Genomic DNA, 24748 nt, shown 5'->3' with positions numbered 1-24748 from the left:
TAACTTGATTATAAAACGCGCGGTAAAAATGTAGGTTAACAAAGATATTGCTAAAGTAGAGGTGAAGTATTTTCTGCTGAACGTCTGAAATGCCTTTTTAAATGCGCTCTCTGGTGCATCATTGCTGCGTAACCAATCAACAAATGTATAACTGATGGCCACGTAAATAAAACTGGCAACAATATTGAATGCAAAAGATCCAGCAGAGTGACCGCCACCGCTGTACCGACTCGAAGCATCAAAGGCAGATTCGAAGCTTGTTGATTTCACAGCCATTTGAATTGCAAAACTAACAATTCCGGCAGCAACTGTCATAAAAATTGAAATAATAATTGGTATTAGGTTCAGTAAAATTGCTTTACCCCAATGACCTCGAAGCGTTTCTTTCACTTCTGTTTTTAGTTGTTTTCTTGAAATTTGTGCATCCATCATATACTCCCCATTCTTATGCTTTATTTAAGCGTACCAGAAGGACCCACTTTGCACAATAATATACGTTCATTAATCAGTTCTAACTTTTAATTTTAAATTAAAGTACCTAGACACAAACAGCATAATGGCGATGAAAATAGTACCAGAAACCATTGGGGCAAACGGATTAAAATGCTCTTCCACTGGATGAGCGCCTGCGCCAACGATGACCTTAGCAAAGTCATAAATCCAAGTGGTGCTGAATAAATGAATGTTCAGATTACTAATATAAATTGCTAACACAATTAAGAAAATAGGTGTTCCGATAATAATAATCAACTTCATTCTTCTTGAAAATAACGACATGATTGATCCTACTGCCATTCCCAGCGCCGTGATGCTTGCTAATCCGAAAAGGACCACAATTGTTGTTAAAACATAATCCAATAGTTCATTTCCCGTATAATGCCCGTATAGCAACGAAAGCATTGAACTGGCAACTGGGTTTCCCTCATACGAAATCTGTAATGTATCCGAACTGTTGCCTGTTCCAGCTATTGGCAAATAAATGGCGTACAAATATACCAAATTAATCGCTTCAATGATTAAAATAGTTACTCCGGCAACTAGCAACTTCCCAAGCCAATATGTCTTACGACCAATGCCGTTTTGAATCAAAAAATTAAAGTGATTGTCGTTAAGAGAAAAATAGAAAAATAGGAAGAAACCAGCAACTATTGAAAATTGTTGGGAAGATAGCTGATTCGCCAATGAAAAATCACCAATAGTTCCTGAGATTAGCGAGAATAATGCAGGTAGTATCAGGGTTATTCCGATAAGCCAAAGGTAAACTAACATCAAACTTCTTATGCTAATCCTGAATAAATACTTATAAGTCGGCGCTAGATTCATCTTAATTCTCCCCCTCATTTGTTAAATTAATAAATAATTTTTGCAAGTCCATCGACTCAATCGATACGGTATCCGGCAATATTTTGTCATCCATATCACCGAATACATAATTTGCCTTAATTTTACCAAGTGAATCGTGACCTATCACATTGAGTCCGGCAGTATAGGAATCAACATCTGCCTCTGGTCCGGTAACGGTATGGGCTTTTGCTAATGTTTCATCCACCCCACTATCAATCAAGATCTTGCCATTTTTTATAATAAGAACGTGTTCTACCAAATTGGCTACTTCTTCAATCAAATGAGTCGATATGACAAAAGTCCTTGGCCGATTAGCATAGCTTTCCATTAATTCTTTATAGAAAAGATCTCGATGGTTTGCATCCAATCCCAATGTCGGTTCATCAAGAAAAATGTATTCTGCTGAAACTCCCATAGCAACCAGCACTTTAAAAATCGTTCGATAACCAGTAGAAAGTTTTCCAATTCTAGCGTTCAAATCAAGTCCGAATTCACCTGCCAACCGATTAGCCAAGTCAAAATCAAACTTTCCATACATCTTGTCTGTTTCATTAAAAACCTGAAAAACCCGTAACCGTGAATTATACAGACTGACCTCACTCATTAAGTACATTTTTTGAAGGATTTTATCATTGTTTTGGATTGATTCCCCATCAACCGTGACGGTACCACTAGTTAACGGAATTCGATTAGTCATAATACTTAACAATGTACTTTTTCCGGCGCCATTTCGGCCAAGTAATCCATATATCTTATTTGGCTCAAGTTTAAAATTTAATCCCGCCAGGACTTCCTTTTTCCCAAATTGTTTTGTCACATTTTTAATTTCAATACTACTCATTTTTCTCATACCCCCGCTCAATCATTTCGATTAATTGCTTTTCCGTTAGTTTTAACTTTTGAGCTTCAACAACCATTCCACTAACATAATCATCGAAAAATTCATTCTGCCGTTTCATTCTAATCCGCTCCTGTGCATTCTTTTTGACAAACATGCCTAATCCACGATGCTTCTCAATAATCTCTTCGCTCACCAGAATATTCATCCCTTTTAAAACCGTTGCTGGGTTGATATGAAATTGACGCGAAATTTCTGTCGTCGAAGGGACTTGATCGCCTTCGCTGAAACCGTTCATAAATATCGCTTCTTCAATTTGCTTTGCAACTTGAAGATACAAAGGTTCGTTACTGCTAAAATTAAAGTCAAACTGCATAAAATCACCCCACTTCTTCGGTTAGTTGCTTATGTGACTAACTATATAACTAGACAACGTCCTTGTTAAATAAAAATACCGATTCAATTAAGAATCGGTACCTTATCAGTCTATTTCATTCGATCTGTATTAATCACTGGTTGTACGCCGCGTTCTGTGATTATTGATACCATCACATTATTAATTAAGCGTAACTTTTCCGCATCGGTAATTTCAACCTTTGCTTCTGCTGCTAAACGTTCAACCGCTTCTCGCGTAATTGAAACCGCACCGTCAACAATAATCTTTCGTGCTGACAAGATTGCTGTTGATTGCTGTCTCTGTAGCATGGCACTTGCAATCTCAGTCGCATATGCCAAATGAGTCAGTCTCGTTTCAATAATTTCGACGCCCGCAACCTCAAGTCGGTTTTGAAGCTCTTTTGTCAGTTTATTAGACACTTCCGTGGAATTTCCACGTAAGGTCAATTCATCTTCACTTTCAAATGTATCATATGGATATTCAGTTGCAATGTGCCGGATTGCAGATTCACTTTGAATTTCAACAAACTCCTCGTAATTATCAACTGAAAATAACGCATTTGCTGTATCAACTACTTTGAAAACAATAACGGCTGCAATTTCGACTGGATTTCCTTTTGAGTCATTAACCTTCAAAATTTGACTATTAAAGTTTCGTACTCTGAGGGAAATTGATGACTTATGGGTTAACGGAACCGTTAAGAAAATTCCTGAATCCGCAATGGTTCCGATATAACGACCAAAGAACGTCAGTACACTTGCCTCATTTGGCTGCACGATTGTTAACGACGATGCACCTAATAATGCAACCAGAATTAACAATGTCCCCAAGAAGATAAGCCCAAATCCTGCACTAGCGCCAGCGCTCCCCAAGTACAGTAACCAGGCGCCTCCAATAAAAGCGATAATAGCGACTATCAAACCTAAGAAACCATTTACATGAAAAACTGATTTTTCCTCCATAAAATTCCACTCCTCCACTTAGTTGATTCATCATAAGTGTAGCACAGCCAATCCAAAAACCATAAATTCACATTTGGAAAATAAAAAAAATTCCCAAAATAAATCTTCGGGAATTTTTCTTGTTTTAATTATTTAATTTCAACTAGCCATGCATCAGCTTCGTTGCTGCTATTTAAAGCATCAACATCATCATTTAATTGTGGGTTAACGGCTGATACTTCACCAGAAATTGGACTCTCAATATCTGAGACAGCTTTTTCGGCCTCAAGACTAATGAGGGTTGCACCTTTTTCAACCTTGTCGCCAACCTCGGGAAGCTTAGCAAAAGTAACATTGCCCAACTCGTCTTGGCCTGCTTTTGTTAATCCTACTCGAGTGGCGCCAGAAGCATCTTTGGTCCATAAATACTTAGCTTGTTCTTGCATAATATATACGCTCCTTGATTATTTAAAATTTTCGTTACGGCTAAACATGTAACTCCTATAATGATACCGCATCGACATTATTAATCCAATCCCAATTAGATTTCCAATTAGTGCAGAACCACCCTGGCTGACAAATGGTAGTGGAATACCGGTCAGTGGAAGCAGTCCAATACTCATTCCAATATTTTCAAAAACATGGAATAGAATCATCATAATGACACCAGTTGAAATATAGGCATAGAAGACGTTTTTTGTATCAAACGTCACTCGGATCATTTGATAAATGAGTAAAAAATACAGCAGTATCAGAATACAACCACCAATAAAGCCAAAGTTCTCACCAACAACTGAAAATACCATATCTGATTCACGAACCGGAACATAAACGTGTGACACGTTAAAGCCAGTCCCAAAAATACCACCCGAACCAATGGCCTTCATACTTTGCCAAAGCTGATACCCTTCGTTTGAGACCTCTGAAGAAGGATGTAACCAAGTATCAACTCGAGAAAATTGATACGATTGAAATCCAAGCGATTCCAATATCTTCCGGCCACCAGTACTAATCACTAAGGTCAATGCAGTTCCACCTATGACCGCAATCGCTGAAAAAGCCGGTACTAAAATTTTCCAGGTAATTCCTGCAACCAGTGCAACCCCTCCGGTAATGGCAAAGAAAACCAACATTGTACCAAAGTCATTTTGCAATCTTAATAAAACAGCAACTGGAAGTGTCCAGAGAATTAATTTCCCTATTAAAATCCATCCTGAACGAGCATTGTGAATCGGATAGTCTCGATTATGCTCACTTACTTGTCTAGCTAACATCAAAATAAAAGCCGGTTTCATAACTTCTGATGGCTGGAAAGTCAAAGGTCCAATAGCGAACCAAGATCTGGCACCAGTTTGGACGTAATAACTTCTACTATAAAATATTAAGACTAATGCTAATAGCAATAATCCGCCCCAATAAGCAATTGGTGCAATTTTCCAGAGTTGTTCTGAATCAAATTGCATAATAATAATGATTGCTATGGTCCCAATTATATACCAGACTAATTGCGAAACAATTTGGCTAACCACACTCGTACCACTTGTATCGTGTGAGGCCGCAACGTAAATCGAACCAAGCCCAATAATTGCAAGCATCAGAACGCAAAAAATTATGCCATAATCAATTCGAGACTCAGTGTTGGTCTCATTTCTGCGAGCTTCTTCTGACACAAAAGCGCCTCCTTTTAATTAACTCTTTCCATTATATCGATATACTAGAAAACAACCGATATTTTAAGAGATTTTAAATAAAAATTAGCGAATTATCCATGATGAAGATGATATTCTTTCAGCAAAGACTCAACGGCTTCATCTAACGTTTTATACCGCATGGGGCTTTCGCCTTCTAGACTAGCGTCAAATCGATCGTCGGCTGGTCGAACTTCACCAATTTTGCTTTCGCCGATTAGGACGTCAGTAACAGTAATATCCCCATCTTCTCTTTCTTCTATGTTAACTTCAATTGGTCGATTTTTTTTTGCCATGTGTTACTCCTTTTTATTTGTCTAAATGCATTTGCTTCCGATATTTTTCAGCTGCTTCCTCATTCCGTCGTAAACTAAAATGATCAGGAACGGGATCATAACCACCTTTGACAAATGGCTGACACCTTAGAATTCGAGCAACACCCATCAAGGTTCCCTTTAAGGCACCATGTTTTTTTAGAGCGCTAATCATATAGGCAGAACAAGTCGGCGAATAGCGACAATTAGGTGGAAAAAGAGGTGAAATAAACTTTTGGTAGCCTCTCACGAAAATGATAAATAAACTTCGCATAATCCCTCCTAATTTCCTATCCCTACTTTTTACTGGTTCCCATGTGTTCGAGTAAAATTCCAGCTCCCTTTGCCACATTATCAAGCGGGCTTTCTGAAATAATAACGGGTACTTTTAATTCTTTCGCAAAAAGTTTATCAATGCCATCTAGCAATGCGCCACCACCGGTTAACATAATACCGCGATCAATAATATCCGCTGCAAGTTCTGGAGGTGTGATTTCTAATACTTCTTTAGCAGCCACAACAATTTGCATAATCGTATCGTGCAATGCTTCTTCAATCTCAGCAGCCGAAATAGTTAGTGATTTAGGCATACCTGATACAGCATCACGACCTCGAATTTCCATCGTTTCATTATTATTTTCATCAGGGAAAGCAGAGCCAATCGTAATTTTAATATTTTCAGCAGATCTTTCACCAATAATCAGGTTATATTTTCGTTTGATATAGCCCATGATATCCGTATTCATTTCGTCTCCAGCAACCCTTACTGAATTGCTAGCAACAATATCACCCAATGACAGGACAGCAATATCACTTGTCCCACCACCCATATCAATGACCATGTTCCCGCGTGGCTTAAAAATATCCATACCCGCGCCAACTGCGGCAACCTTAGGCTCTGCTTCTAAATAAACTTTTGCGCCACCAGATTTTTCGGCAGCCTGAACAATTGCTTTTCGTTCAATTTCAGTAATATTTGTTGGCGCACAAATCATAATATTAGGTTTGGACATGAAGCCCTTTACACTTAACTTACTAATAAAATATGAAAGCATACTCTCTGTAATATCAAAATCAGAGATAACGCCATCTTTTAAAGGACGAATGGCCCGGATATTACTTGGTGTTCGGCCTACCATTCGATACGCCTCTGATCCAACTGCCAATACCTTATCCGTCTTTGTGTCAATCGCTACGACTGAGGGTTCGTTTAATACAATACCCTTGCCAACTACATAAAGTAATACATTTGCTGTCCCTAAATCAATACCGATGTCTTTTGCCATCCTGTTATTTCCTCCTGAAAAATCAAATTCCAACCGCTAAATTATACCATACCCGTGCGGTTTCTTCGCCTGTTATTATCAAATCATAAAAAAGCCGAGGCAATTTGCCTCGACCCATTTAACAAATTTACTTAATTTCGTTTGCTTTTTGCTTAATTGTCACCTTTTGTGGATCTTCGACATCAACTCGCTTAATTTCGGCGCCTAATGCTTGAAGCTTTAGGTGGAAATCGTAGTAGCCACGGTCAAGATACTTCAAATTAGTGACTTGTGTATACCCATTTGCTACTAAGCCGGCCAACACAAGTGCAGCTGCAGCTCTTAAATCTGTCGCAGCGACCTCTGCTCCGTTGAAAGTTGTAGGGCCATACATCATAACCGAACGACCCTCAATTTTATAATTTGCATTCATCCGACGAAGCTCTTCGAGATGCATGAATCGATTCTCAAAAACAGTCTCAGTCATTGTGCTTGTTCCGCTAGCAGCTAGTTGTAGAACCGTCATTTGGGCCTGCATATCAGTTGGAAATCCTGGATATGGTAAAGTCTTAACGTTAGTAGGCTTTAATACCTTTGGCCCAACGACCCGAATGCCAGCCTCTTCATCAGAAACCGTAGCACCCATTTCTTCTAATTTAGAAATTAATGGCTTGTTATGTTCAATAATACCATCCTGGATCAAGACGTTACCACCCGTCAAAGCAGCAGCGGTCATAAATGTACCAGCTTCAATTCGATCTTGCACAATGCCGTGTTCCATTCCGTGCATTTCACTAACACCATCCACACGAATGGTCTCGGTACCAGCTCCACGAACCCGGGCGCCCATCTTATTCAGTGCGTTAGCTAAATCAACAATTTCAGGTTCTCTCGCCACGTTTTCAATGACAGTCGTGCCTTCAGCTAAAGTTGCCGCCATAATAATGTTTTGAGTTGCACCAACACTAGGAAAATCAAGATAAATATTACTTCCAACTAATTTATCAGCAAATGCTTCTATGTATCCGTCGTGTTGTTCAATGGTTGCGCCTAAAGCTTCAAATCCTTTTAGATGTAAATCAACGGGACGTGTTCCAATAGCGCATCCACCTGGCATAGCTACTTTAGCATGACCAAATCGTGCAAGTAGTGGTCCCATTACCACGATGGAAGCTCTCATTTTAGATACATACTCAAAGGGTGCTTCAGTTGAAAGCTCTTTAGTTGCGTCCAAATCAATTTTTCGTTCATTCTCGTTGAAATCAACATCAATGTTCAAAAACCTCAAAACATTATTCATTGTGAATACATCCGATAAAACAGGAACATTACTAAGTTCCACAATACCTTTACTAGCTAAAATTGAAGCTGCTAGAATTGGTAAAACGGCATTTTTTGCGCCTTCAATCTGGACGGTGCCCTTTAACTGATTCCCACCGTGTACGATAATCTTTTCCATGAGTTTGCCTCCGTAAACTACTTATTTTAGTAAAAATGTTAAATTCTGAACGTTGTCGATAAAGTTTAAAAAGAAACTACTGCAAGTATATCCAATTGTTACTGACAACATCACAATTAGAACTTTAGCTTGACTAGGATACAATTGCATGCGTCTCTCAATATGTAACCCTTGTATTGACCAAAAAGCAATCAATATAAAAGCCAAGTGACTAATCAAATTTATCAAAGATTGTGTGCCAATCGATTTCATTTGTATAATTCCCTTCATCATCTAATTTTCAATATAACATATTAATGTAAACTTGTCGCTTCAAACACTACCCATAAAGCCATTTGTAATATTACAAATTTACTTGCTAGATACAAAAAAGAGATTACCTCTAAAGGCAATCTCTTTTTTTGGTTACTTATTAGCCACGTTAATTCGGTTAATGGCCCGGCGTAAAGCAACTTCTGCACGATTCATTGTATCTGTATCGTGAGCTTCTTTTGCTTTACGAAGTCTTTCCTCAGCTCGCTTTCGAGCACTTTCAGCACGAGAAACATCAATGTCGCCTTGCTTTTCAGCACTATCAGCAACGATAGTAGCAACATTCTCAGAGAATTCAATGAATCCCCCATTAATAGCGATTTCATCTTTATTGCCATCGCCACGATCAACTCGTGCCTCATCTACTGCTAAAGAAGCAATTAGAGGGACGTGATTAGGCATAATTCCCAATTCACCAGCCTTAGTTTTCACTACGATCATGGTTGCTTGGTCATCATATACCTTACCATCAGGAGTCACAATACTAACGGTTAATACTGATTTATTATCAGCCAATTAGACCCCTCCTATTTGGTTGCGTCAGCAGTCATTTTTTTGGCATTGGCTACAACGTCCTCAATTGGACCACAGTTACGGAAAGCATCTTCAGGAAGGTCATCATACTTACCATCAAGAATAGCCTTAAAGCCCTTAACTGTTTCAGCAACTGGCACATATTTACCAGGTAAACCAGTAAACTGTTCGGCAACACTAAATGATTGTGACAAGAAGAATTGAATACGACGAGCACGGTTAACAACCGTTTTTTCATCGTCAGACAATTCATCCATTCCTAAAATAGAAATGATATCTTGTAGTTCACGATAGCGTTGTAAAACATGTTGAACTTCAGTTGCAACTTCATAATGTTCTTGACCAACAATCTGTGGGTCAAGGGCAGTTGAAGTAGAAGCCAATGGATCAACAGCGGGATAAATCCCCATTTGCGTCAAAGAACGTTCCAAGTTAGTGGTTGCGTCCAAATGGGCAAAAGTGGTTGCTGGAGCTGGATCGGTATAATCATCAGCAGGAACGTAAACGGCTTGAATTGAGGTAATTGAACCCTTCTTCGTTGACGTAATTCGTTCTTGTAACTGACCCATTTCAGTTGCCAAAGTAGGTTGATAACCAACGGCTGAAGGAATTCGGCCAAGTAAGGCAGAAACTTCCATACCAGCTTGAGTAAATCGGAAAATATTATCAATGAATAAAAGAACGTCTTGTCCCTTAACATCACGGAAATATTCAGCCAACGTCAACCCAGTCAAGGCGACACGCATACGCGCACCAGGAGGCTCGTTCATTTGACCATAGACCATGGCCGTCTTTTCAAGAACTCCTGAGCCCTTCATTTCAAAGTACATATCGTTACCTTCACGGGTACGTTCACCAACACCGGTAAAGACGGAAATACCATTATGACCTTGAGCAATATTATGAATTAACTCTTGAATCAAAACGGTTTTACCAACTCCGGCACCACCAAACAACCCAATTTTACCTCCACGAACATAAGGAGCTAAAAGATCGATAACTTTAATTCCTGTTTCCAAAATTTCTGAAGTAGGATTCAATTCGTCGTATGCAGGTGCATCACGGTGAATTGGTCGACGCTCAGCATCGGCACCAAATTCTGCTCCACCATCGATTGGATCTCCGAGAACGTTAAACACACGACCCAAAGTTTCGTCACCTACTGGTACGGAAATAGAAGCTTGAGTATTCTCAACTTCCATTCCACGACGTAAACCATCGGTACCGTCCATAGCAATAGTTCTCATTACACCGTCACCCAGTTCAAGGGTAACTTCTGTAACTAAAATACTACCATCATCTTTTTTGATGTTAAGAGCGGTATTAATATCGGGTAATTTTTCGCTCAACGGGAATTCAACATCAATGACTGGTCCAATAACTTGGACAACTTTACCAGTACTCATTGTTTAAATTTCCTCCCGTTCATTATTGATTTAATGCTTCTTGACCACCAGTAATTTCGGTGATTTCAGTCGTAATAGCAGCTTGTCTTGCTCTGTTATATCGTAATTCCAATTGACCAATTAAGTCAGTCGCATTATCAGAGGCTGACTTCATTGCAGTTGAACTTGAAGCGTGCTCTGCAGTCTTAGCGTCAAGGATTGCGCCGAATATTAAGCTTTCAGAATACTGGGGCAACACAACTTTGAGCACCTCTTCTACTGAAGGCTCTACATCATAAGACGTAGCCAATTGATGTACATCAGATTCTTCTGAATCAGCGGTTCCGAGTGATTCCTGATCAACAGGAAGCATTTTTTCACCACGAAAAGTAGAAGATATTCTGTTTACAAAATGGTCATAACAAACGTAAAGTTCATCAAATTCACCATTTTCATACATGTTAGTTACCGTTTTGACAATTTCTCGAACCTCATTAAAGGTCGGAATATCGCTAACGCCGCGGTATTCGTAAGCAACGTTTTCGCCACGTTTCTTATAGAAATCTGCTCCGGTTCCACCAACTGCCAAAATGACATAATCCTTTGTGTCCTTTTGGTGCTCTTCTATAAACTGATTTGTATCACGAATAACATTACTATTATAACTACCAACCATGCCACGATCTGAAGTTACAACCAAAAATCCAATTTTCTTAATTGGACGATCAGATTGTAAATCACTAGAAGCATCATTCAATAGCTGGGACTTGGCAAGGTGCATTACAACGGCCTTTACTCGGGACACATAATCCTGATAGCCAATGGCTGACTTCTGAATCTGATTCAATTTAGACGTCTGGACCATTTGCATAGCGGTCGTAATTTGTCTTGTGTTTTTAGTTGAGGCAATGCGATGTTGAACATCGCTAATTGATTCAGCCATTATTATTCACCATCCTTCCCAACTACTTTATTTGGCAGCTTTAGCATCTTCTTCTGAACTTGCTGAACCTTGGAAGGTATCAGAAAATTCTTGAACAGCTGCTTTTAGCTTATCTGTATCTGGTAACTGACCAGTGGTTGCAATTTCATCCAACAGATCCTTGTGAGAACCATCGAAGTAATCAAACAAACCATCTTGGAAAGTCAAAATATCTTCTACTTGAATTTTATCCAAGAAGCCGTTTGTCAGTGCAAACAAAATCAAAACTTGTTTAGAAACTGACAGTGGTGAATGAAGTGGTTGCTTTAGAACTTCAACAGTACGAGCTCCACGATTAAGCTTTGCTTGTGTTGCTGCATCTAAGTCAGAACCAAATTGCGCAAAGGATTCAAGTTCATGATATGAAGCAAGATCCAAACGTAATGTTCCGGCAACCTTCTTCATTGCCTTAACCTGGGCATCACCACCAACACGGGATACAGAAGTACCGGCATCAATCGCTGGACGAATTCCAGAATAGAATGAATCACTATCCAAGAAGATCTGACCATCAGTAATTGAGATAACGTTGGTTGGAATGTAGGCTGAAACGTCTCCAGCTTTAGTTTCAATAATAGGTAATGCGGTCATCGATCCTGCACCCAATTTATCACTAAGCTTTGCAGCTCGTTCAAGTAAACGTGAGTGGGTATAGAAGATATCACCAGGATAAGCTTCACGACCAGGAGGACGACGAAGAATCAATGAAAGCTCACGATATGCGTCAGCTTGCTTTGAAAGGTCATCATAGACGATCAAAACGTGTTTGCCATTGTACATGAATTCCTCACCCATGGCAGCACCAGAATAAGGTGCAATATAGAGCAATGGAGCGGGCTCAGATGGCCCAGCAGTCACAACAATTGTGTAATCCATTGCACCATAACGACGTAACGTTTCGACCTGTGATCGAACAGTTGAGTCTTTTTGACCAATCGCAACATAGATACAAATCATGTCTTGGTCTTTTTGATTAATAATCGTATCAATCGCAACCGTTGTTTTACCAGTCTTACGGTCACCAATGATTAATTCACGTTGACCACGACCAATAGGAACAAGCGAATCAATCGCCTTCATACCAGTTTGTAATGGTTCAGAAACTGATTGACGGTCCATAACACCAGGCGCCTTTTTCTCGACAGGTCGAGTATGGTCTGTATTAATGTCACCCTTACCATCAACAGGTTGTCCTAAAGAATTGACAACCCGACCAATCATGGCGTCTCCAACTGGAACTTCCATGATTCTGCCAGTTCTCTTAACAATATCGCCTTCTGTGATTTTTGTGAAATCACCAAGAACAACGATACCAACGTCATTGCTTTCAAGGTTTTGAACCATTCCATAAACCCCGTTACTAAACTCTAGTAATTCACCAGCTAATGCGTTTTCGAGACCATGAGCTCTGGCAATACCATCACCAACATAGGTAACCGTACCAGTTTCTTCAACTGAGAGCTCATCTTTGTAGTTTTCTAATTGTTGCTTAATTAGAGCACTGATTTCCTCAGCTTTAATGCTCATAAAAGTTTCACCTCTTTATTAGATATGCTTTATCCTAATAATGTTCGGCGAATCTGATTTAGCTTAGTTTGTAAGCTACCATCAAAAATCTTACCAGCAGATTTCATAATCACGCCACCTAAGATATCTTCGTCAACCTTACTATTAAGAATTACTTTTTCTGCTCCAACTCGTTTGCCAAATTCATCAGCAAGACGTTTTTCTTGAGCATCATCAATTGCGACTGCAGTAATAACGTCTGCATGAATCGTATGATTCTTCTCATTATATAAAATCTCAAACTGATTAATAATTGAAACGAGATAGTTTATCCGACCATAATCAAACGTCATCTGAATGAGATTCTTAACGTACTTTGAAGTTGCCCCTTCAATAAAAGGTGCAATTAAACTTTTACGTTCAGACTCAGCCAGCGTGGCGTTGGTTAAAACGGAACTAAGCTGTGGGTTGTCCTGAAAGACAAGGCGAATTTGCTTTAATTCTTCGTAGCCAGATTCAAGTTCCTCGTTTTCAACAAGCACTTCAAAGAGCGCTTTTGAATAACGTTTAGCTACTGTCATTTCATCAAGACTCATTGTGCTTCCCCAACCCTTCGATATAAGAATCGATCAATGCTTTTTGATCATTAGCGTTTAATTCTTTATGAATGATCTTGGAAGCAATCTCAATAGATAGATCAGCTACATCATTCTTTGCATTAGATAAAGCATCCTGGCGCTCCTGCTCGATATCCTTTTGAGCATTTGACTTTAATGTCTGAACGTCAGATTGTGCATCAGCTAGTAAACTAGTACGAGTTTGTTGACCCTGTTGCTTTGCATCGCTAACGATTGAAGAAGCTTCTTTATGAGAATTTGCAAGTGCTTCTTGACGTTGAGCAGCAAGTTTAGCAGCATCTGTTCGAGACTGTTCTGCGGAGTCAATGTCATTTGCTATTTTATCTGCTCGATCTTGCATCATCTTATTAACAGGCTTCCAAGCAACAAGCTTGATTAACCACATTAAAATAATGAAACAAATTGCATAAAATAACATATCACCAAGGGCAAGACCCACGCCTGGAACAATGGTTAAATGTGCGAGCATCTATTGACACCTCCTTTACTTTCGATTTATGACTCACAAGTTAAAAATGAAATTACTTGTTCATAACTAACAATGCGACAACGAAAGCAATAATCGGCATAGCTTCAACAAGACCAACACCGATGAACATGTTTGAACGTAATTGACCTGATAATTCTGGTTGGCGTGCCATACCCTCTAACATCTTTGAAATAACGATAGCATCACCGATACCACCACCAACGGCGGCACCAAACATAGCAATTCCTGCAGCAATAGCTCCCATAATAATTGTTTCCTCCTAAAAATAATAGTTTTTATAAATCATTACTCAGCTTCAAGTTTTCGTGAAATGTAAACTGATGACAATGTCAAGAAGACATAAGCCTGAATTGCACCAAGGAATAAGGAGAATCCTTGCCAAATCATTTCAATCGGAACTGAAACAATCAACGTTGCAATTCCATGAGAAAATGCCATTTGTCCAATAATCTTCAGCAACATTTCGCCGGAATAAATAACTCCGAAAATACGAAGACCTAAAGTTAAAAAGTTTGTAAACTCTTCAAAAATACTAATTGGTAGCCAAAAAACAAATGGCTTCAAGTAATTTCGAAAATGTTGCTTGTAACCCAACTTAGCGACACCCGCAAACTGAGCTAACATTATCGTTGCAAGCGAGAACGTTAACGTAATCATCGGGTCCGACGTCGGACTTTTAACATAATCCTTCCCACCAACTGCAATCTGAATAAACAGACCTAGTTCGTTGGAAACAAACAAAAACAGAAACAGCGTAAATCCATAAAGACCAAAAGCTGAAGCCTCGTTTCCGGGTATTTGGCCCTTCAAAATTCCGTTAGTGAAATCAATTATCCATTCCAAAACGTTTTGACCCTTACCCGGTTTCATTGTCAGCTTTCGTGATAACGCAAAAACTAATAAAAAGACTATGATAAAGGCAATTAATCCGGAAATAACGTTATCGGCGTTAAACGTTAAGCCTAAAAACTTAAAGGTTGGAACTGAAGATGGATCACCCACAGAAAATCACCTCTTTTCACAAGCAAATATAGTGCCAACCCTGATCAACCTGATTAAACAATCATTAGATCAAAATGCACTAGTAGTGAATGTGTCCTGTTACTTCGCATTCGAAATACACAAGAAATCATACCACCGATTTAATAAAAATACAAAGTAATCTTACAGAAAATTTAGAACGGCAAAATTTGCTTTCTTCCTATATAAAAAGAGCTCGTTATCTGTCCGATAACGGGCTCTCCATATTTATTTTGTACCGAATAATCGGTCTCCCGCATCCCCAAGTCCAGGGACAATATATCCGTCTTCATTTAGCTTTTCATCTAACGCAGCCGTATAGATATCTATATCTGGATTAGCTTCTTGCAGTGCCTTAACACCTTCTGGAGCAGAAACTAGACACATAAATTTAATGCTAGTTGCCCCGCGCTTCTTCAAAGCATCAATTGCCATGATAGCTGATCCACCAGTTGCAAGCATTGGATCAACCACATAAACCTGACGCTGATCAATATCAGATGGCAATTTCACAAAATATTCGTGTGGCTTTAATGTCTTTTCATCACGATACATTCCGATATGGCCAACCTTAGCAGCTGGAATAAGTTCCAAAATTCCGTCTACCATACCAATTCCTGCTCGAAGGATTGGCACAATTGCCACTTTTTTCCCGGCAAGTGTCTTAACCGTTGTTTTTCCAATTGGCGTTTCAATCTCGACGTCTTCGAGGGGCATATCCCTCGCAACGTCATACGCCATCAAAGTAGCAATTTCGTCAACGACTTCCCGAAACACTTTTGTACCGCAATTCTTATTTCGAATAATCGTCAACTTATGTTGAATTAACGGATGATCTAGCACTTGAAACTTACCCATTATAGACACTCCCTTGGTATTTCTTTCTATTGTACCATTTACATACGAAGTGAGTGGTTTAAATTTAAAAGAAATTGACCAATTTATCCATTATTTTTCAAATATAACTGGTTGGACATATGCCTCAATCGGATGCTTTTTACTTAGTTCCAGAACTTCTTGATGTAAGGCTGCTAATTTTGCTTCATCATCGCGGGCCTGAATAGCCTTCAAAATGATGTGTGCAACTGCTTTACTATCTACTTCATCAAATCCTCGCGTCGTAATGGCCGGCGTCCCGAGTCGTATTCCTGAAGTCTTAAATGGACTCAGTTTTTCATTAGGAATTGCTTCCTTATTCGTCGTAATTTGGATTGAATCGAGTAGCTCTTGAACTTGTTTCCCATTTAATCCGGTCTGACTAACATCAATTGTCATTAAATGATTATCAGTTCCACCAGAGATGACCCGAACGGTGCCCGATGACTCAAACACCTCCGCCATCGCCTTTGCGTTTTTAATGATTTGACGGCTATATTCGGTGAAAGCTGGCTTAAGATCTTCACCAAATGCAATTGCTTTCCCAGCTATTACATGTTCCAACGGTCCTCCCTGAGTTCCTGGGAAGACAGCTGAGTTAATCTGTTTAGCGTACTTTTCTTGAGATAAAATGAGTCCTCCACGAGGCCCTCTTAGTGTTTTATGTGTGGTAGTGGTCACGACATCCGCAATTCCAACTGGGTTGGGATGCAACCCAGCAGCTACTAGTCCTGCAACGTGCGCCATATCAACCATCAAATAAGCACCAACTTCATCTGCCACCACTCTAAACTTTTTCCAATCAATAATCCGGCTATACGCAGAGGCCCCCGCCACAATTAACTTGGGCTTGACCTCTTTTGCCAAATCTAAAATCATATCAAAATCTAACAGTTCTGTATCAGGGTTAAGGCCGTAACTATATGAATTATAAATTTTACCACTAAAACTGACCTTAGCACCATGCGTTAAATGGCCACCCGCATCAAGGCCCATCCCCAGAATAGTATCACCAGGTTTTAAAAATGCAGCATAAACCGCTTCATTTGCCTGTGAACCTGAATGAGGCTGCACATTTGCATACTCAGCACCAAATAGTTGCTTTGCGCGATCAATGGCAAGCTGCTCAACAACATCAACAAATTGAGTGCCACCATAGTATCGCTTTCTTGGATATCCTTCAGCGTACTTATTGGTTAAAACTGAGCCTTGTGCTGCTCTAACTGCTGGTGAAACAATATTTTCCGAAGCAATAAGCTCGATGTTCTGTTCCTGTCTTTGCTGTTCGTCCGCAATTGCTTGCCATACTTCTGGGTCTTGGTCTTGATAATTCATATAATCGACCCCCTTCTATTAGTTAGCTTGATTTTATCAAATTGGCATCTCGTCTGTATAGGTATATGTTAGTTAATTTTATTTACATTAAAGTGGGTTTGACCTGCGGATTTGTTTAACCGATTCATATAGGCAACCCCAATCCCGTTTGCATCAAACGCTTCCGTTAAAATAACTTTTATTTCTGGTTCGTCATCGAATTTTCTGAGCCCTGCAAAAAGTAAATGACTAGCAGTTTGGACATCCTGCCCCAACGAGAAGAACTCAACGTTTTGGGGTAAATCAAAGCCCTTATATAATTTTTCAGTTACCATTAATCCTACTTTATATGGCTGCTTGCCGGCCCATTCAAGTGCAATTTTAAAATCACTTGGGCTATCAACAACGTACACTTGGGCACTAGGAGCATAGTGTTTGTACTTCATTCCCGGTGCCTTTGGAACTTCCGTTAGACCAACGTGATGCTTATTAGAAACAACTTCACCAATAACTGATTCCAACTGTTCGATACTAAGGGCACCAGGACGCAAGACCGTGGGGGTGTCCGTAGACATATCCAAAACGGTTGATTCAACACCAAATTTTGTGGGACCATCATCCAAAATACCGGCAATCTTACCTTTTAAATCGTGGTAAACGTGCATGGCTAAAGTTGGACTTGGTTTCCCTGACGTATTAGCTGAAGGACCAACCAATGGAACTCCGGCTTCCCTTATTAAAGAAAGCGTTGCTTCACTTGCTGGCATCCTGAATGCCGCTGTCTCCAAACCACCCGTAACGTGGGATGATAATGCACCTGGTTTCAGCTTAAAAATTAATGTCAGCGGTCCTGGCCAAAATGTTTTAATCAATTTTTGCGCCTTCTCAGAAAGTGGAAGTGCATATTTCTCGACCGTTTGAACATCTGCAACATGCACAATTAGCGGATTATCACTTGGTCGTCCCTTCGCTGCGTAAACCTGTTTGACTGCTTCAACATTGGTTGCATCCGCACCTAATCCGTATACCGTCTCCGTTGGAAAGGACACCAGGTTCCCCTGCTTTAATTGCGCTGCAGCTTCTTTTATTTGATCTGTTTTATAAATTTCCGTTTTCATCATTAATGCTCCCTTCAAAGTCAACGCGAACCATTCGGTCATGGTTCTCCATATCTTTTTTTACTGTAACCCTTGCAAGCGGAAAGGCTTCCACAAAAATTTGTTTGACAGCTTTCGCCTGTTTAAACCCAATTTCTAAATATAGCGCTTTCGTCTTCACCTTTTTTTGTTTTAGGGCCTCTGCGAGTCGTTCATAGATTTGCAAGCCATTATGCTCTGCGAATAATGCCATTTTAGGTTCGTAATCAATGACGCTTTGATCCATCAAACGAACTTCATCTGCAGCAATGTACGGTGGATTTGAAACAATAATATCAAAGGTTCTTCCCCTCACCGGCTCAAGTAAGTCACCCTTTAGTAATTCAACTTGCAACTTTAACTGATTACTATTCTCCTCAGCCACTTTAAGGGCTTCCGCTGAAATGTCAGTCACCGTCACTTGCCAATTTGGTTGTTCAGCCTTAACGGAGAGACCAATGGCGCCGCTACCTGTTCCAACATCTAACACTGATATATCGTCAACCTGCTGATTGTCCATCAAAATCCATTCAACTAATTCTTCAGTTTCCGGTCTCGGAATGAGAACATCTTGGTTGACCTTGAAAGTACGTCCGTAAAATGGTGCGCTGCCAATAACGTATTGAGCTGGGATTCCCTCACTATATCTTTGGACATCTTGCTTAAACTGTAAAAAAATAGCGTCAGGCATTTCGTCTTGATACCGTTTTAATAAGTCAGTTTCACGCCATTGCTGTCTTTCAAGCAGTAAAAATTTCCCGGATTCTTCCTCTAATTGATGCTTTTTTATAAACAAAGAAGCCCATTTCAGGGCTTCAAAGTAGGTCGGATTACTCATTCTTCAAGTTCTCCAATTTGGCTGCTTGATCCGAAAGTATTAATGCATCAATAACTTCCTCTAATTCGCCATTCATAATTCTATCTAGTTTATTGAGTGTTAACCCGATTCGATGATCAGTTACTCGGTTTTGAGGGTAATTGTAGGTTCTAATTCGTTCTGAACGATCACCCGAACCCACGGCTGACTTACGTTCTGCATCATACGCATCCGTTTCCTGCTGTTGATAATAATCGTAAACCCGTGCTCGTAAAATTTTCATTGCTTTTACACGGTTTTGTTGCTGTGAACGTTCATCCTGCATGGCAACTACAATTCCAGTAGGTAAATGGGTCATTCTGACAGCTGATGACGTTTTATTGATATGCTGACCACCAGCACCTGATGACCGGTAGACATCTGTCCGAATGTCTTTAGGATCAATATCGATATCAACATCTTCTGCTTCAGGCATTACACCAACGGTTGCCGTAGACGTATGTACCCGTCCAGCCGACTCAGTTACTGGAATCCGTTGAACTCGATGAGCACCATTTTCGTATTTGAGCTTTGAATAGACTTTGTTACCGGTTATCATCAGAACAATTTCCTTAAAACCGCCGACTTCAGTTTCGCTCTTATCAATGACTTCAACCGTCCAATTTTGCTTTTCAGCATATTTGGTATACATATTAAATAGGTCTACCGCAAATAGACTGGCCTCGTCACCACCAGCTGCACCGTGGATTTCCATAATGATATTTTTATCATCATTAGGATCGGTTGGTAGTAGTAAAATCTTGATTTCATCTTCAAGACTTGTCTTTTCTGCTTCTTGTTCTTTCAACTCTTCTTTGACAAGTGCATCCATATCATCATCAAGCTTTTCTCGGAGAAGTTCATTGTTCTCTTTAATCTGCTCGGTAACTTTTTTATATTGATTATATTTTTCGACAGTTTCGCGTAACTCGCCCTCTTCTTTTGAGAGTTTCATAAAACGCTGAGTATCAGCAATAATCTCAGGATCACTGATTAATTCATTCAATTCATCGTAACGGTCTGCAACTGCCTGTAATTTTTCGAACATTTCGTCCATGTTGTCTTAATTCCTCATTTCCCTAGCATATCAATTGGTGGATTATTGTAATGGCGCCGGCAAACTGGGTAGTAAGCTTCATTACCGCCAATTTGAACCTGTTCGCCTTCGTAAACCGGTTTATTATCGTGAAAGCGTAAATTCATAATGGCTTTTTTGGTACAGAACCAGCAAATCGTCTTCATTTCTTCAATTTTGTCTGCATATAGCAACAAATATTCGGAGCCCTCGAACAATTCATTTCTAAAATCGTTCTTAAGTCCAAAGGTCATAACTGGAATATGAAGCTCGTCAACAATTTTAGCCAATTCTAAAACATGCGCCTTTTTCAGAAATTGCGCTTCATCAATCAGGATGCAATTGGCATTGGGGTTAATTTTTTTGACTTCATCATAAATATTAGTTTCATCAAATATTGGATGCGCCTTTCGCTCAAGACCAATTCGACTTGCTACCATTCCGACTCCAGTTCGATTATCAACGCCACTCGTCATAATAATGACTGGCTTATTTTGTTCCTCATAGTTATGAGCAACTTTTAAAATTTCGATTGTTTTACCACTATTCATTGCACCATATTTAAAAAATAACTGAGCCACTGATCAACGCCACTCTTTCTTTCCAGTTTCCTGTCCATTATAGCGGATTTACTAGTAAATTTCATTACTATTTATTAACTCAAAATGCTAGGAATTTCATAAGCTAACTCTTTGTATTCGGTAAAGCAGGAAAATCATGCTAAAATATAAATTTGAAATGTTAATTTGAAACTTAATTTTGTAACTTATTTGGAGGAACAATCATATGTCATTGAGAAGTGGACTCGCAAGTTTTGTCGGGCGATCATCTTACTGGTTTTTACATACTTTCTTTAAAGGGGGAAGTTCATTACCTGGTAAACTTGCAGTCAAAATGGATCCAGAAATTTTAAAGGATTTGGGATCTAAATATGACGTCATCATTATTACTGGGACGAACGGAAAAACACTGACAACTGCACTTACCGTCCGAGTACTTGGCCAAAAATACCAAAGCTTATTAACCAATCCAACTGGGTCAAACATGATTCAGGGAATTGTGACCACCTTTTTGGAAGCACCAAAAACCAAAGACGCAAAACCAGTTGCCGTCCTTGAAGTCGACGAAGCAAATATCGTCCTAGTAACTAAGTACATCAAACCTAAAGCATTTGTTTTTACAAATATTTTTAGGGATCAAATGGATCGTTACGGTGAAATCTACACCACTTACCAAAAAATATTAAACGGTGTTGCCTTGGCACCAGAAGCCACAATCATTGCAAATGGCGATGCACCAATTTTTCATTCCAAGCATTTACCAAATCCAATCGTTTATTACGGCTTTAATCATGAGCCTGACGGCGAGTTAAAGGCTAAACCAAACACGGATGGCATTCTTTGTCCCGTTTGCCAAAATATTTTGCACTACAAATTTTTAACCTACAGCAACCTTGGTAAATATTACTGTCCGGAATGTGGCTTTTCTCGTCCTGAGTTAACTTATTCATTAAATAAACTCGGCGAGCGAACCCCTACTAGTTCGAAATTTGAGATCGATAACCATCCTTACAAAATTGAAATTGGTGGCATGTATAATATTTACAATGCTTTGGCTGCCTACGCCGTTGGCCGCTTTATGGGTGTATCCTCTTCCCAAATTGCAAAAGCGTTTGAAAGCGATAAAAAAGTCTTTGGTCGACAAGAGGAAATTACAGTTGGTGATAAAAAGCTTACTTTGATTTTGGTAAAGAATCCAGTTGGTTTGAACCAGGTTCTTGATATGATTAGCACCGAAAAAGATCCCTTCTCATTCATTTCACTCTTAAACGCCAATTATGCAGATGGTATTGATACAAGTTGGATTTGGGATGGTAATTTCGAGCTCTTACCTCAACTTAACATCAAAGCCTTTATGACCGGAGGCGAACGTTATAAAGACGTTACCTTCAGACTCAAAGTGGCCGGTGTTCCACAGGATAAGTTAATTGTTGAACCGAGCCTCAGTAAGATTATTGAAAAGGTTCCACAACTACCAACCGAAAAGATTTACGTTTTAGCAACTTATACGGCAGTTCTACAACTAAGAAAAGAACTCGCAAACAAAGGATACATTAAGGAGGGCATGAGTATATGACCTATGAATTAAACGTCGCTCATCTATATGGCGACTTAATGAATACGTACGGAGATGTTGGCAACATCTTGGCACTCAACTACTATGCTGAGCAAATGGACGTTAAATTAAACGTTAGCATCGTCAGTTTAAAGGATCCCTTTGATGCCAGTAAATTTGACCTCGCCTTCTTTGGCGGTGGTCAAGACTACGAACAAGTCATTGTTTCTAAAGACATTCAGAATAAAAAGCAATCACTCACAGCCTTCATTGAAGATGATGGTCCTGTGCTCGCCATTTGTGGGGGTTACCAACTTTTAGGTCACTATTATGTTGGTGCTGATGGTGAAAAGATCCCTGGAATTGGGGCTTTAGATCATTACACGCTTGCGCAAGATAATAACCGTTTCATCGGTGATATCGTTATTGAAAATCAAGAATTTGATGAGCAATACCACGGTTTTGAAAATCATCAGGGTCGCACATTTTTAGGAAAAGATGAAAAGCCATTGGGCGTCGTCCTTTCCGGTAAAGGAAACAATGGTGAAGATAAAACGGAAGGTGCAATTTACAAAAACGTTTACTGCTCCTACTTTCACGGACCTATTTTGACAAGAAATGGGAATATTGCTAAGCGTCTTTTAGTTGCCGCATTGCAACGAAAATATCCAGAACAAGATTTTTCAAAGCTTGCTTCAATGCCAATTCCAGCAACGTTTTAAAAAAATGGTCTACCAATTATTTTTGGTAGACCATTTTTATTGCTCTTTTTCAGTTAAATAGCTTTGAATTATTTCATTTCGTCGATCAAGAAATGGTTCATTTGGACTATTCGGATGAATTCGATTTGACAGGAAGATCATCGCCTGCTGTTCTTGCCGATCAATAATCATAAATGTCCCGGTAAAACCTGAATGCCAAATGCAATTGTGGTGATCATTCGTGTGAGACTTAATGAGTGCCCAGCCAAGTGACCGCTGGGTAATCCCTGGTGCGTGATTCTGCATCAACAATTTCTTCGTTGAATTTTTTAATAGTGTTTCATCATCATTCATCATTTGAGTGGCAACCTTGATTAAATCCGTTTTTGTTGAAAATAATCCGGCAGAGCCACAATCCATCTTTAGTATGTGTGCTTTTGGATCGTGCACGGTGCCCCTTATTAGTCCCCTAGTTGGCGAATTTTCAGTTGGGACACATTCTTGTACATTCGTTGGATTAAACGTGCTTGAATTCATCTCTAGTGGCCGCAATACCCTATTCGTAACTAACGTTTGAATTGGACGCCCCAAAATTGATGCAGCAATCCACCCCAAGAAAATAAAATTAATGTCGCTATAGGTCATCTTTTTATTAAAATCATCGCCAATGTGTAACTTTAAAAGGGCCTCAATCAATTGCGCCTTAGGCAATTGATTACGATTCTTAATATAGCCAGTAATTCCAGATGTATGCGTCAATAAGTGACGAATAGTGACTTGAGGATACTGCCACTCTGGTAAATAGTCACTGATAGAATCTTCTAAGGTTAACTTATTGCTTTCAAGCAACTGTAGAATAACATTAGTCGTCCCAACTACTTTCGTCAGTGAAGCAACATCATAAAGCTGATTTTCTTTCAAGTCTTCAATATTAGGAATCAGCGCCTCACGCCCATAGATGTTTGTTGTCAAATCGTTCCGTTGCAAATTAACCATGGCATATGAAACTCCGGGTACGGTCCCATCGTCGACAAGCCGTTTGATTAGTTCAGTTGTTTTCAGATACACGAGACCACTTCCTTTGCTAATATTCTAACCCTATTCTACTTTCAAAAGGATTTCAATTTCAATGTCCATAAAGCAGCTTTCTTAAATCCAACTTAAGTTTCTAAGTGATCTCGTTTTTGTTCAATGTGAGAATCATCCGAAGGCCATCTTTTGTCTTCAAAACCTAAAAAATCAATTGTTAGTAACGTCTTCTTCCGTAACTCATGCAAAACTAATTCCAAAAACACGAGATTGTCATAACTGGATTCAATAGAGTGCAATGGAATTGACCGTTTTCGCTGACGAGCAGCCTTAGAATTAAAGAAAAAATTTATTTTTCCTTCAAAACTTTCGTTAGTTACGGAAAGCCAATATTGCGTCCGGTTCACTCGCGCGTCAAATAATGGAACCAATCGATCATAAATTAGCTTTGCCTCTCTGCGTGCCACCTCTGCTTCTGTTTCATTTTTTTCATCCATCATACTCATTCCTTCCTCGTATTATTAAAATTAATA

General features: G+C 39.4%; 30 protein-coding genes. 2 read left to right on the top strand and 28 right to left on the bottom strand.

What is annotated here, in order from left to right:
• The 26 genes from FD44_RS06205 to FD44_RS06085 form a co-directional block, all read right to left on the bottom strand.
• A partial coding sequence (locus tag FD44_RS06205; protein WP_162258115.1) for a DUF975 family protein occupies positions 1-429 on the bottom strand: 429 nt, incomplete at its 3' end.
• Positions 430-501: 72 nt separating this feature from the next.
• The gene (locus tag FD44_RS06200) at positions 502-1323 is read right to left on the bottom strand and encodes a hypothetical protein (RefSeq protein ID WP_010620661.1); all 822 of its coding nucleotides are present in this window, start codon (positions 1321-1323) and stop codon (positions 502-504) included.
• A 1-nt stretch (position 1324) separates the two neighbouring features.
• Positions 1325-2185, bottom strand: a complete 861-nt coding sequence (locus tag FD44_RS06195) for an ABC transporter ATP-binding protein (RefSeq protein ID WP_010620660.1) — start codon at positions 2183-2185, stop codon at positions 1325-1327.
• Complete coding sequence (locus tag FD44_RS06190; protein ID WP_010620659.1) at positions 2178-2558, bottom strand: GntR family transcriptional regulator; 381 nt, start codon at positions 2556-2558, stop codon at positions 2178-2180. The genes FD44_RS06195 and FD44_RS06190 overlap by 8 nt, the downstream gene beginning before the upstream one ends.
• 110 nt (positions 2559-2668) lie before the next feature.
• The gene (locus FD44_RS06185; protein ID WP_010620658.1) at positions 2669-3541 is read right to left on the bottom strand and encodes an SPFH domain-containing protein; all 873 of its coding nucleotides are present in this window, start codon (positions 3539-3541) and stop codon (positions 2669-2671) included.
• 128 nt (positions 3542-3669) lie between these two features.
• Positions 3670-3966 carry a glycine cleavage system H family protein gene (locus FD44_RS06180; RefSeq protein ID WP_010620657.1) on the bottom strand — a complete coding sequence of 99 codons (297 nt, stop codon included), beginning with the start codon at positions 3964-3966 and terminating at the stop codon, positions 3670-3672.
• Positions 3967-3984: 18 nt separating this feature from the next.
• Complete coding sequence (locus FD44_RS06175; protein WP_010620656.1) at positions 3985-5190, bottom strand: FtsW/RodA/SpoVE family cell cycle protein; 1206 nt, start codon at positions 5188-5190, stop codon at positions 3985-3987.
• A 92-nt stretch (positions 5191-5282) separates the two neighbouring features.
• Positions 5283-5504 (bottom strand): DUF2969 domain-containing protein, encoded by a 222-nt coding sequence (locus tag FD44_RS06170; protein ID WP_010620655.1) that lies wholly within the window; start codon positions 5502-5504, stop codon positions 5283-5285.
• A gap of 13 nt (positions 5505-5517) precedes the next feature.
• Positions 5518-5796 (bottom strand): membrane protein insertion efficiency factor YidD, encoded by a 279-nt coding sequence (gene yidD, locus FD44_RS06165; RefSeq protein WP_010620654.1) that lies wholly within the window; start codon positions 5794-5796, stop codon positions 5518-5520.
• Between the two features lie 22 nt (positions 5797-5818).
• Positions 5819-6808 carry a rod shape-determining protein gene (gene mreB, locus FD44_RS06160; protein WP_010620653.1) on the bottom strand — a complete coding sequence of 330 codons (990 nt, stop codon included), beginning with the start codon at positions 6806-6808 and terminating at the stop codon, positions 5819-5821.
• Between the two features lie 127 nt (positions 6809-6935).
• The gene (murA, locus tag FD44_RS06155; RefSeq protein WP_010620652.1) at positions 6936-8246 is read right to left on the bottom strand and encodes a UDP-N-acetylglucosamine 1-carboxyvinyltransferase; all 1311 of its coding nucleotides are present in this window, start codon (positions 8244-8246) and stop codon (positions 6936-6938) included.
• 21 nt (positions 8247-8267) lie between these two features.
• Positions 8268-8498 (bottom strand): DUF1146 family protein, encoded by a 231-nt coding sequence (locus tag FD44_RS10345; RefSeq protein WP_076621483.1) that lies wholly within the window; start codon positions 8496-8498, stop codon positions 8268-8270.
• 153 nt (positions 8499-8651) lie between these two features.
• Positions 8652-9074 (bottom strand): F0F1 ATP synthase subunit epsilon, encoded by a 423-nt coding sequence (locus tag FD44_RS06150; RefSeq protein WP_010620650.1) that lies wholly within the window; start codon positions 9072-9074, stop codon positions 8652-8654.
• Positions 9075-9085: 11 nt separating this feature from the next.
• Positions 9086-10498, bottom strand: a complete 1413-nt coding sequence (gene atpD / locus FD44_RS06145) for a F0F1 ATP synthase subunit beta (protein WP_010620649.1) — start codon at positions 10496-10498, stop codon at positions 9086-9088.
• Between the two features lie 22 nt (positions 10499-10520).
• Positions 10521-11420, bottom strand: a complete 900-nt coding sequence (locus tag FD44_RS06140) for a F0F1 ATP synthase subunit gamma (RefSeq protein ID WP_010620648.1) — start codon at positions 11418-11420, stop codon at positions 10521-10523.
• 27 nt (positions 11421-11447) lie between these two features.
• A complete protein-coding gene (gene atpA / locus FD44_RS06135; protein ID WP_010620647.1) occupies positions 11448-12986 on the bottom strand; it encodes a F0F1 ATP synthase subunit alpha in 1539 nt (512 codons plus the stop codon).
• A gap of 29 nt (positions 12987-13015) precedes the next feature.
• Positions 13016-13561 carry an ATP synthase F1 subunit delta gene (atpH, locus tag FD44_RS06130; RefSeq protein ID WP_010620646.1) on the bottom strand — a complete coding sequence of 182 codons (546 nt, stop codon included), beginning with the start codon at positions 13559-13561 and terminating at the stop codon, positions 13016-13018.
• Positions 13551-14072: a F0F1 ATP synthase subunit B gene (gene atpF / locus FD44_RS06125; protein WP_010620645.1), complete on the bottom strand. Its 522-nt coding sequence runs from the start codon at positions 14070-14072 to the stop codon at positions 13551-13553. Before atpF ends, atpH begins: the two co-directional genes overlap by 11 nt.
• Positions 14073-14124: 52 nt before the next feature.
• A complete protein-coding gene (gene atpE, locus FD44_RS06120) occupies positions 14125-14337 on the bottom strand; it encodes a F0F1 ATP synthase subunit C (protein ID WP_010620644.1) in 213 nt (70 codons plus the stop codon).
• A 41-nt stretch (positions 14338-14378) separates the two neighbouring features.
• Positions 14379-15095: a F0F1 ATP synthase subunit A gene (gene atpB, locus FD44_RS06115; RefSeq protein ID WP_010620643.1), complete on the bottom strand. Its 717-nt coding sequence runs from the start codon at positions 15093-15095 to the stop codon at positions 14379-14381.
• 246 nt (positions 15096-15341) lie between these two features.
• Complete coding sequence (upp, locus tag FD44_RS06110; protein ID WP_010620642.1) at positions 15342-15971, bottom strand: uracil phosphoribosyltransferase; 630 nt, start codon at positions 15969-15971, stop codon at positions 15342-15344.
• 90 nt (positions 15972-16061) lie between these two features.
• The gene (glyA, locus tag FD44_RS06105) at positions 16062-17324 is read right to left on the bottom strand and encodes a serine hydroxymethyltransferase (protein ID WP_010620641.1); all 1263 of its coding nucleotides are present in this window, start codon (positions 17322-17324) and stop codon (positions 16062-16064) included.
• A gap of 68 nt (positions 17325-17392) precedes the next feature.
• Complete coding sequence (locus tag FD44_RS06100; protein WP_010620640.1) at positions 17393-18421, bottom strand: L-threonylcarbamoyladenylate synthase; 1029 nt, start codon at positions 18419-18421, stop codon at positions 17393-17395.
• Complete coding sequence (gene prmC, locus FD44_RS06095; protein ID WP_010620639.1) at positions 18402-19277, bottom strand: peptide chain release factor N(5)-glutamine methyltransferase; 876 nt, start codon at positions 19275-19277, stop codon at positions 18402-18404. Before prmC ends, FD44_RS06100 begins: the two co-directional genes overlap by 20 nt.
• Positions 19270-20352, bottom strand: coding sequence for a peptide chain release factor 1 (prfA, locus tag FD44_RS06090; RefSeq protein ID WP_029327625.1), 1083 nt, complete (start codon positions 20350-20352; stop codon positions 19270-19272). Before prfA ends, prmC begins: the two co-directional genes overlap by 8 nt.
• Before the next feature lie 14 nt (positions 20353-20366).
• A complete protein-coding gene (locus FD44_RS06085; RefSeq protein WP_010620637.1) occupies positions 20367-20951 on the bottom strand; it encodes a thymidine kinase in 585 nt (194 codons plus the stop codon).
• A 205-nt stretch (positions 20952-21156) separates the two neighbouring features.
• Here FD44_RS06085 and FD44_RS06080 point away from each other — a divergent pair, with 205 nt between their 5' ends.
• Both FD44_RS06080 and FD44_RS06075 read left to right on the top strand, forming a co-directional pair.
• Positions 21157-22506, top strand: coding sequence for a Mur ligase family protein (locus FD44_RS06080; RefSeq protein WP_010620636.1), 1350 nt, complete (start codon positions 21157-21159; stop codon positions 22504-22506).
• Positions 22503-23207, top strand: a complete 705-nt coding sequence (locus FD44_RS06075) for a type 1 glutamine amidotransferase (protein WP_010620635.1) — start codon at positions 22503-22505, stop codon at positions 23205-23207. The genes FD44_RS06080 and FD44_RS06075 overlap by 4 nt, the downstream gene beginning before the upstream one ends.
• Before the next feature lie 36 nt (positions 23208-23243).
• Here FD44_RS06075 and FD44_RS06070 read toward each other — a convergent pair whose 3' ends face one another.
• Together FD44_RS06070 and FD44_RS06065 are read right to left on the bottom strand one after the other, a co-directional pair.
• Complete coding sequence (locus FD44_RS06070) at positions 23244-24254, bottom strand: serine hydrolase domain-containing protein (protein ID WP_010620634.1); 1011 nt, start codon at positions 24252-24254, stop codon at positions 23244-23246.
• 92 nt (positions 24255-24346) lie between these two features.
• The gene (locus FD44_RS06065; protein ID WP_056973818.1) at positions 24347-24715 is read right to left on the bottom strand and encodes a hypothetical protein; all 369 of its coding nucleotides are present in this window, start codon (positions 24713-24715) and stop codon (positions 24347-24349) included.
• Between the last annotated feature and the right edge of the window lie 33 nt (positions 24716-24748).

Source organism: Secundilactobacillus malefermentans DSM 5705 = KCTC 3548, assembly GCF_001436395.1.
Classification (GTDB): Bacteria; Bacillota; Bacilli; order Lactobacillales; family Lactobacillaceae; genus Secundilactobacillus; species Secundilactobacillus malefermentans.
This window is presented reverse-complemented; position numbering and strand designations above follow the sequence as displayed.

Excerpts from the sequence above, each read along its gene's own strand:
- FD44_RS06200 (WP_010620661.1), bottom strand. The coding sequence starts at position 1,323 with ATGAATCTAGCGCCGACTTATAAGTATTTATTCAGGATTAGCATAAGA.
- FD44_RS06195 (WP_010620660.1), bottom strand. The coding sequence starts at position 2,185 with ATGAGTAGTATTGAAATTAAAAATGTGACAAAACAATTTGGGAAAAAG.
- FD44_RS06190 (WP_010620659.1), bottom strand. The coding sequence starts at position 2,558 with ATGCAGTTTGACTTTAATTTTAGCAGTAACGAACCTTTGTATCTTCAA.
- FD44_RS06185 (WP_010620658.1), bottom strand. The coding sequence starts at position 3,541 with ATGGAGGAAAAATCAGTTTTTCATGTAAATGGTTTCTTAGGTTTGATA.
- FD44_RS06180 (WP_010620657.1), bottom strand. The coding sequence starts at position 3,966 with ATGCAAGAACAAGCTAAGTATTTATGGACCAAAGATGCTTCTGGCGCC.
- FD44_RS06170 (WP_010620655.1), bottom strand. The coding sequence starts at position 5,504 with ATGGCAAAAAAAAATCGACCAATTGAAGTTAACATAGAAGAAAGAGAA.
- yidD (WP_010620654.1), bottom strand. The coding sequence starts at position 5,796 with ATGCGAAGTTTATTTATCATTTTCGTGAGAGGCTACCAAAAGTTTATT.
- mreB (WP_010620653.1), bottom strand. The coding sequence starts at position 6,808 with ATGGCAAAAGACATCGGTATTGATTTAGGGACAGCAAATGTATTACTT.
- murA (WP_010620652.1), bottom strand. The coding sequence starts at position 8,246 with ATGGAAAAGATTATCGTACACGGTGGGAATCAGTTAAAGGGCACCGTC.
- FD44_RS10345 (WP_076621483.1), bottom strand. The coding sequence starts at position 8,498 with ATGAAATCGATTGGCACACAATCTTTGATAAATTTGATTAGTCACTTG.
- atpD (WP_010620649.1), bottom strand. The coding sequence starts at position 10,498 with ATGAGTACTGGTAAAGTTGTCCAAGTTATTGGACCAGTCATTGATGTT.
- FD44_RS06140 (WP_010620648.1), bottom strand. The coding sequence starts at position 11,420 with ATGGCTGAATCAATTAGCGATGTTCAACATCGCATTGCCTCAACTAAA.
- atpA (WP_010620647.1), bottom strand. The coding sequence starts at position 12,986 with ATGAGCATTAAAGCTGAGGAAATCAGTGCTCTAATTAAGCAACAATTA.
- atpH (WP_010620646.1), bottom strand. The coding sequence starts at position 13,561 with ATGAGTCTTGATGAAATGACAGTAGCTAAACGTTATTCAAAAGCGCTC.
- atpF (WP_010620645.1), bottom strand. The coding sequence starts at position 14,072 with ATGCTCGCACATTTAACCATTGTTCCAGGCGTGGGTCTTGCCCTTGGT.
- atpE (WP_010620644.1), bottom strand. The coding sequence starts at position 14,337 with ATGGGAGCTATTGCTGCAGGAATTGCTATGTTTGGTGCCGCCGTTGGT.
- upp (WP_010620642.1), bottom strand. The coding sequence starts at position 15,971 with ATGGGTAAGTTTCAAGTGCTAGATCATCCGTTAATTCAACATAAGTTG.
- glyA (WP_010620641.1), bottom strand. The coding sequence starts at position 17,324 with ATGAATTATCAAGACCAAGACCCAGAAGTATGGCAAGCAATTGCGGAC.
- FD44_RS06100 (WP_010620640.1), bottom strand. The coding sequence starts at position 18,421 with ATGAAAACGGAAATTTATAAAACAGATCAAATAAAAGAAGCTGCAGCG.
- prmC (WP_010620639.1), bottom strand. The coding sequence starts at position 19,277 with ATGAGTAATCCGACCTACTTTGAAGCCCTGAAATGGGCTTCTTTGTTT.
- prfA (WP_029327625.1), bottom strand. The coding sequence starts at position 20,352 with ATGGACGAAATGTTCGAAAAATTACAGGCAGTTGCAGACCGTTACGAT.
- FD44_RS06080 (WP_010620636.1), top strand. The coding sequence starts at position 21,157 with ATGTCATTGAGAAGTGGACTCGCAAGTTTTGTCGGGCGATCATCTTAC.
- FD44_RS06075 (WP_010620635.1), top strand. The coding sequence starts at position 22,503 with ATGACCTATGAATTAAACGTCGCTCATCTATATGGCGACTTAATGAAT.
- FD44_RS06065 (WP_056973818.1), bottom strand. The coding sequence starts at position 24,715 with ATGATGGATGAAAAAAATGAAACAGAAGCAGAGGTGGCACGCAGAGAG.